Origin of the sequence: Pseudoalteromonas sp. SG44-17, assembly GCF_014164235.1 — a bacterium.
Classification (GTDB): domain Bacteria; phylum Pseudomonadota; class Gammaproteobacteria; order Enterobacterales; family Alteromonadaceae; genus Pseudoalteromonas; species Pseudoalteromonas rhizosphaerae.
Map to the genome: position 1 here is coordinate 1 of NZ_JACJEV010000062.1, position 7,032 is coordinate 7,032.

Annotated in this window: 6 protein-coding genes; 2 read left to right on the top strand and 4 right to left on the bottom strand. The window is 39.3% G+C overall.

The features are described 5' to 3' along the window. Positions 1-99 precede the first annotated feature (99 nt). The 4 genes from H5182_RS21615 to H5182_RS21630 all read right to left on the bottom strand — a co-directional run bounded on the left by H5182_RS21615 (position 100) and on the right by H5182_RS21630 (position 4,046). Positions 100-1,290: an amino acid aminotransferase gene (locus H5182_RS21615; RefSeq protein WP_149983417.1), complete on the bottom strand. Its 1,191-nt coding sequence runs from the start codon at positions 1,288-1,290 to the stop codon at positions 100-102. 79 nt (positions 1,291-1,369) lie between these two features. Then, positions 1,370-2,029 (bottom strand): histidine kinase, encoded by a 660-nt coding sequence (locus H5182_RS21620; RefSeq protein WP_182731054.1) that lies wholly within the window; start codon positions 2,027-2,029, stop codon positions 1,370-1,372. 53 nt (positions 2,030-2,082) lie between these two features. Further along, entirely contained in the window at positions 2,083-3,741 is a 1,659-nt protein-coding gene (locus H5182_RS21625) for a fused response regulator/phosphatase (protein WP_182734873.1), read from the bottom strand. Next, positions 3,741-4,046, bottom strand: coding sequence for an STAS domain-containing protein (locus tag H5182_RS21630; protein ID WP_145240332.1), 306 nt, complete (start codon positions 4,044-4,046; stop codon positions 3,741-3,743). The genes H5182_RS21625 and H5182_RS21630 overlap by 1 nt, the downstream gene beginning before the upstream one ends. 157 nt (positions 4,047-4,203) lie before the next feature. Between H5182_RS21630 and H5182_RS21635 the strand changes: the two genes are divergently transcribed. Together H5182_RS21635 and H5182_RS21640 are read left to right on the top strand one after the other, a co-directional pair. Next, positions 4,204-4,533: a stress response translation initiation inhibitor YciH gene (locus H5182_RS21635; protein WP_145240330.1), complete on the top strand. Its 330-nt coding sequence runs from the start codon at positions 4,204-4,206 to the stop codon at positions 4,531-4,533. A 138-nt stretch (positions 4,534-4,671) separates the two neighbouring features. Further along, the gene (locus H5182_RS21640; RefSeq protein WP_182760619.1) at positions 4,672-5,223 is read left to right on the top strand and encodes a hypothetical protein; all 552 of its coding nucleotides are present in this window, start codon (positions 4,672-4,674) and stop codon (positions 5,221-5,223) included. The last annotated feature ends 1,809 nt before the right edge of the window (positions 5,224-7,032 follow it).

Consider the following 7,032-nt stretch of genomic DNA (forward strand, 5'->3'; position numbering starts at 1 on the left):
GTTCTAGGTTCTAGGTTCTAGGTTCTAGGTTAAAAAATAAAACCGCACAACAATAAGTTAGTGCGGTTTTTTATTTCAATAAACGCTATTTAAATAAGATTATTTACAAACATCTGCAACAGCATTTGCAAAGTAATCGATATTAGCTTGACTGATACCCGCTACGTTAACGCGGCTTGAACCAACAATGTAGATACCGTATTCTTTTTGCAGGCGCTCAATTTGTTCTTTATTAATACCTAAGAAAGAAAACATACCGTGTTGACGGTCAATAAATGAGAAGTCTTGAGCAATCTCTTTTGCCGCTAGACTGTCTTTGATCAAAGTACGTAGGCCATTGATACGGTTACGCATTTCATCAAGTTCACTGTGCCATTGTTGTGTCAGTTCTGTACTGCTTAAAATGGTATTTACAATGTCAGCACCGTGCGCAGGTGGCATTGAATAAATGCTACGTACCACACTTAACATAACAGAGTTTGAAATGTCTGCTGTTGCACTGTCTTTAGCAATAATTGAACATGCACCAATACGCTCGCGGTATAAACCAAAGTTTTTCGAACATGAAGAACAAATGATTAACTCATCAACTGCATTGGCTAAAATACGTAAACCATTTGCATCTTCTTCAAGGCTTGAACCAAAACCTTGGTATGCAATATCAACCAGCGGTGTAAAGCCAACATCTTTTGCCAGTTCAGCAACCGTGTTCCACTGTGCTTCGTTTAAGTCCATACCACTTGGGTTATGACAACATGCGTGCAGTAATACCACATCACCTTTTGGCACTTGGGTAAGGGTTTCGATCATTTCATCAAATAATAAGTCTTTGTTTTCATAATCGTAGTACGGGTATTCTTTAACTGTTAGGCCAGCGGCTTCAAACAAGCTAATGTGGTTTGCCCAAGTAGGATTAGTAACCCATACTGTCGCACCTGGATTACAGCGAACTATAAATTCAGCTGCAACTCGCAGTGCACCTGTACCGCCTGGAGCTTGTGCTGTACGAACACGATTAGCTAATAACGCTTGGTGCTCACCTAATAATAGGTTTTCCATTTTTTGGCAGTAATCTAAGTTACCCGCCAAACCAATGTATGATTTGCTAGTTTCGTTTTCAAGACGAAACGCTTCAGCTTTTTTAACTGCTTTTAATACCGGCGTATTACCGAATTCATCTTTATAAACACCAACCCCTAAGTCAATCTTATTTGGGTTAGTATCTTGCTTATAGGCCGCCATAAGGCCAAGAATAGGATCAGTGGGTAATGGTTTTAATACTGAGAACATTGACTATCTCTTTCATTATTTAGGGGTTAGCTGTTGCACTTAGCTTAACATAAAAGCTCACTAGATTGACTAGTGTTATTTACACTAAAAAGTGAGGAATTTTAATACAGCACGCAATTAATAGCGCTAATGTTTGCTGGTTGAAAAAATCGTTATTAAAGGCTTCGCCATCAACAATACCAACGCAGCGATTAGCACTGTCAAAAAGCGGTAAACAGGCTTCTGATTTTACTTTAGGGTCACAGGTATAATATTCACCACCCGCAGCCAAATACTGCTCAACGTTGTTGATCACTCGCCCTTTACTACTCAGTGCCACCTGCACATTATTACTACCAGCAGCAAATGCTTCAGTAAGCGGAAAAAGCGGTCGGCTTGGCGCGCCAAAGTAAGTCAGTTTAAGTAATTGCTGACCCTCAGGTGTTGCTGTACTTTGGTAAATGCCGTACCAATCAACCTTAGTTTGCGCTACAACGTAATCAACAATTAGTTGTAATTGAGCAAGCTTTTGCGTGGTGTGCTGATCTTGCGGTAAAAAATCAGTGAGTTTAAACGGCTCATCTTGTAAATAGCCAAATAAACTGCACGCCCCGCCTTCACCCAGTTCTGGTATTTGATATTGCCAGCGTACCTCAGGAAGCGACTGATTTGATAAATAGCTTTCGAGCTTAGTAAGCTCAGCAGAGACTAACTGAGCAGGCACATCTAACTGCGCAAGAGATAAATAAGAAGAAACCATTTAGCCATCCAAACATCTAAAAAACGAATCATAGCATGGCTAAACAACCACGACTAGCTTTGTTGCTGCGCTAATCGATAACACATTTCAATTTGATTACCCGATGAGTTATAAGTCACCTGCTCTGCTATTTCTTCTAATATAGATAGCCCACGACCGTGCTCGCGATTATTACTGTTAGCATTACTGTCGGTGTTTGCAAAACCATTGCCTGAATCGCAAATTGTAAAATAAAGGCTCAATGTATCAGGACAATAACGTATATCTACAATGATCAATGCATCAACGAGTTTGGCTAATGTTGCCTCTCGAAGTTGATAATACTCAATAAAACCATCCTCTTTATTTTTAATCGCTGAATCGAGCCCTAATACACCGTGATCAAGTGCATTATTATATGCCTCAGAGAGCAGTAAAAAAATATCAGAGCGGTGCTCTTTTAGCCCGCCAACTTGGGTGATCACTTCGACGATTTCAAGCACTGGATCGGTTTGTTTTATTTGCTGTGAATTAAGCGTTAAAGAAAAATTGAACGGTAATCGAGAGTAAGCGGCTTGCTCTTCAGCCGCAGCAGGAACCGCCATACAGTTAAAAAGCACTAAACTAAGGTCGTCCTGTTGTTTACTGCCATGAGCAAACTTGGTCACTTGATTGATCACATCTTTACAGCTGACTTGGGGCTTGCTTGCAAGTGCCTTTATAAAGCGTTGCTCTGAAAAAAATTCATCGTCTGCATTGGTAGTTTCTATAATACCGTCGGTGGCCAGTGCCAAACGCATACTGCTATCGACTTCAAAATGAATTAATTCACGCTCAAATTCATCGCCTTCTAAAATCCCTAAAGCCATGTGCTGTGACTCTAAGGTTTTTAATACGCTTCCTTGTTGATCAATTAAATAAGCGTCAGGCAAGCCACCAAGCCAAGCAGAAACACTTTTCCCGGAGCTACTTAACTCAATAATTGTCGCGGCACAAAACATATGCCCGGGCAATAATTGTACTAATACGGCATTAACTTCTGCGGCAATATCACTGACCGCCATGCCTTTATTAACCATAGTGTAAAACACTTTCGACGCCGGCAATGCCCCTACCGCTGCCGCTAAGCCATGGCCGGTAAAATCCCCCAGCATACAATACAAACTACCAATTGGACTTTGCCCAACCAAACACATATCACCATTAAACATAGAAGCCGGTGAAAGATGAAAATCAATGTTGTTGGTAAACTTATGTTGGTTTTCTAAGGCATTATTAAAAATATGCTCAACGATTTCGTGCTCGCGCTCGGTTTGATTGTAATGATATTCTAATAATTTATTTTGTTCGTGGGTTTTTAAACTCAGCTTGCGGGTGCGGCTATGAGCTTTTATTTTCGCGGTTAAAATTACTTTATCAAACGGTTTATGAATAAAGTCATCACCACCGACCTCTAAACAACGTTCAAAACTGTTTTGATCTTCCAAAGAGGTTATAAAAATAATTGGTAGGTGAACATCGTTGTATAACAGCTTAATTTTTGTCGCTGTTTCATAGCCATCCATTACTGGCATTATTACATCGAGTAGCACAATATCAATGCTTTGCTGTGCTAATATTGCTAATGCTTCAACACCGTTAGCGGCAGTTGATACCTCGTAATTTTGTTGCACCAGCATTACTTTCAAAAGCGTACAATTAAGTGGCTGATCATCAACAACGAGAATATGCATTAATCAATATCAAACTTTTTATCAAAACGTGATATTTGCAGGATTTTTTTCAGTTGCGGCTGACAATTACTGATTTGAATTGCATCAACTGAGGTACCCAAGGTCTTTTTCATATTCAGTAACATACCAAGGGCGGAGCTATCCATGTAATCTGTTTCTCGCAAGTCAATTACGACCTTAGCGGTTTTTTCATTGATATCGGAATACGACTGTCGAAATGACTGCACTAAATTAAAGTCGAACTTCCCTTTAATTTGAATAGTCAGTGTAGCACCATCTGCTGATGCACTCTTACTTAGACCCATTAGTTAACTCCTGCTCAGATTATCCATTCTTAATTAGTATTAAATATAACTTGTTAATGATAAATCACCAAAAATAAAACACCCTATGCACAAATTTGTTTTAGATTTGATATTATCTAGGCCATTGTTTATTTAACTTTTTAAATGCAGGTTAAGCATGAGTGATAGTAATCTCGTTTATTCAACCGAAACAGGCCGTATCAGCCAACCAAAACCAAGCACAGAAGTGGCTAGTAAAGTATTTAAAGACGGCGCCCTGCGCATCGAACGCCAAACCAAAGGCCGTAAAGGTAAAGGTGTTATGTTGGTAACTGGTATTGACAGCGAGCAACACGATTTAAAAAAACTCGCCAAAACCATTAAAAGTAAAATGGGCCAAGGCGGCGCGGTAAAAGACGGCATCATTGAAGTACAAGGCGACGACCGCGAAAAACTCAAAGCCATCCTCGAAGCACTCAAATTCAAAGTGAAAATTGCCGGAGGGTGAGCCGCCGGCTTGCCTATAAAAAGCAGAGACTTGATGACCTAATTGCATATCTGTACTTTCTTAATTTATGATCAATGTATTGTAATACAAAGAAAAACATTGGAGATAAAATTGTCTACCCACACAAAGAGAGCTTAAATGATATTAGATAATCTACCCAATAAAAAACTAGTCTCTGCTCTAAAAGCTAGTGCAGCTTTGGATATAGAGCTTTGTGAAGACGAATACCTAAGGTGCTTTTCTTACAAAGCTAATTGGGCGCCAGGGATAGACGTTGCTTCATATGAAAATGGTGGTGGTGATGAAATCGTCATTGTCATAAAAGGTGATGCTATTTTAATTAAAGGCTTCGATCATGAATCAGAAGTTAGTCCTCATGCTCAAGAAGAGTTTAGAATTTGGCCAGGGATGTATGAAGGGGCTCCTGAAGAACTGCTCGGCGTTTTAGATAACGATTTCTTCGAAATAGCTCATGTGACCTTTTGTTTTTGGCGTACTTCCAACTCAGGGTCATGGCAACAAGGAACTGTTAATTTCCAAAACAATGAAGATAACGGAGCTAATTGGCTGCTCCCTGCAATCACTATAACTCCAGAATATTTTATTGAGTATGCGAAGGACTACTACCAAGATGACTTTAATAAAATAACACCAGCAAGGGTACACCAAGTATTCAGCGAATATGAATAGCACAAAACTTTATCGGTGCCGTTGATACAATAAAACAAAGTAATAAAGTAGCGTGGTAACTTGCTTCGCTTGTTCCTCGCGATTTAGCCACTCTCATTTTACCGCCAACGGCAGCGTTAATTTAACTGGAGCAACACTCAATTATGGATGATGTATCGAAGCAATTTAAACCAGTAAAAAAACGGTTTTATCTCGTATTACTATTAACTGTTGTATGCTTTTCAAGTGGCTTTATTCTTCAATATTTTGATATTGAGTTTCTAAATCCTTTTTATGGTGCATTAATCGGAGTGCTCATATTTAACGTTGGTATTTGGTTGTATTACAGGTGTCCAAAATGGGCTATGTTACCTTTCGGTGTTGGTGAACTATACTTAATGTACTGAAACCCAACAATGGCAGATGCTGTATGGCTTCAAAGCAGTTTCAAAATGTATTACGTCACGTTATTAACTTAAACTACTCCCAACTAAAAAACTCCGTCATGAATTTGAATCTAATATTGCTAATAACCAACTGGGTCAAGCCATTGCTGACCATGAAGAAACAATATCTCATTGTCCACATTGCGATTCACACGAATTAGGTACTGACTATATTGAGAATTATCTGAGTTGGTTTAGAACCATGGAAGATAACACGGAGTTCTCAGATCAAACATGGATAAAAGAGGCTTTATAAAATGAATTATCGCCTAGCCACACTTAACTACAACATAGCCATATATAAACAGTCGTTGTATTTGGGTTTTTTCAACAACTCGCGGGATTATTTCTTGTATTTTACAACAACAAAAAAACAACAAATATAAATCCCTTGATTTACATTTAGATACAGAGTTAGACTGAAAGTATTAAAAAACTCAAAGGATTTTCTCTCTGCAACTTGTGGGTTTAGATCCTTTGAATAAGCTGTTAGTTGCCAGTGGTAAAAACGCAGCTCAAGCAGAAAGTTTAAGGCTAATGAATTGTGCAAATTTGCTCAGTTTTGTGTCTGGGTGTGCTGAAGTTGCGTTCGATTTTTAATATTGTGGCTTTGTTTCGCTGTTTCAGACGCTAATTTACTCGTTGAAATTCAGCTTTGTGGCATTGCCTTTCCAAAAGGTCTTTTTGGTGCTTTTCAGCCAGCTTTCTACGGCGTTGCTAGTTCCAAGTGGTTTCAGTGACAGGCGCTTTGAAACTGCGCCTGATTTGAGCTTTTCAAAGCGCTCAAAAACGGTGTTGGCAAAGTCGGAATAAACTGGGAATCAAAGGTTTAGAATAGCAACTAACAAAGCGTTTAAGGCAGATTCGCAACGCTAGGCATTTTTGGTTTGCTTTGAATTTAGTGTTTACGGCACAATGGTTTAGGTTAGGTGGTAATGTTGCTCACTACTTAACGCGGCGTTAGTTGCCGCAACTTGTTCGTGTAAATTTATTTGTAATCGTGCGGCATTTCACATCAAAGGATTGGTGCTTGTTTCCTCCCTTTTTTGTGGCAATCAATCGTTTTTATAAAGTCGTTTTACGCGTTTGGCTACACAGTTTTCGCCTTAACTTTGTAAGGTAAATTCAATTAGCAATTGTGTTTAAGGCTCAAAGTTCACGTTGTGTGGCAAAGTTGCAGTGGGGTGTTTTTTGATTCTTCTGCTTATCCCATAAATGTGATAACTTGTTGTTAAGTTAATGCTTTTAACAATTAGCAACTAATCGGGTAGCCGGAGGTCTCTAACCTCCAGCCCCCACACCACCCATCATGCGGGTCCGCAATGGGCGGTTCATCTCCCGTAGTGAATATTGATCCAAATATCTCTTAATGACGCTAAACCTT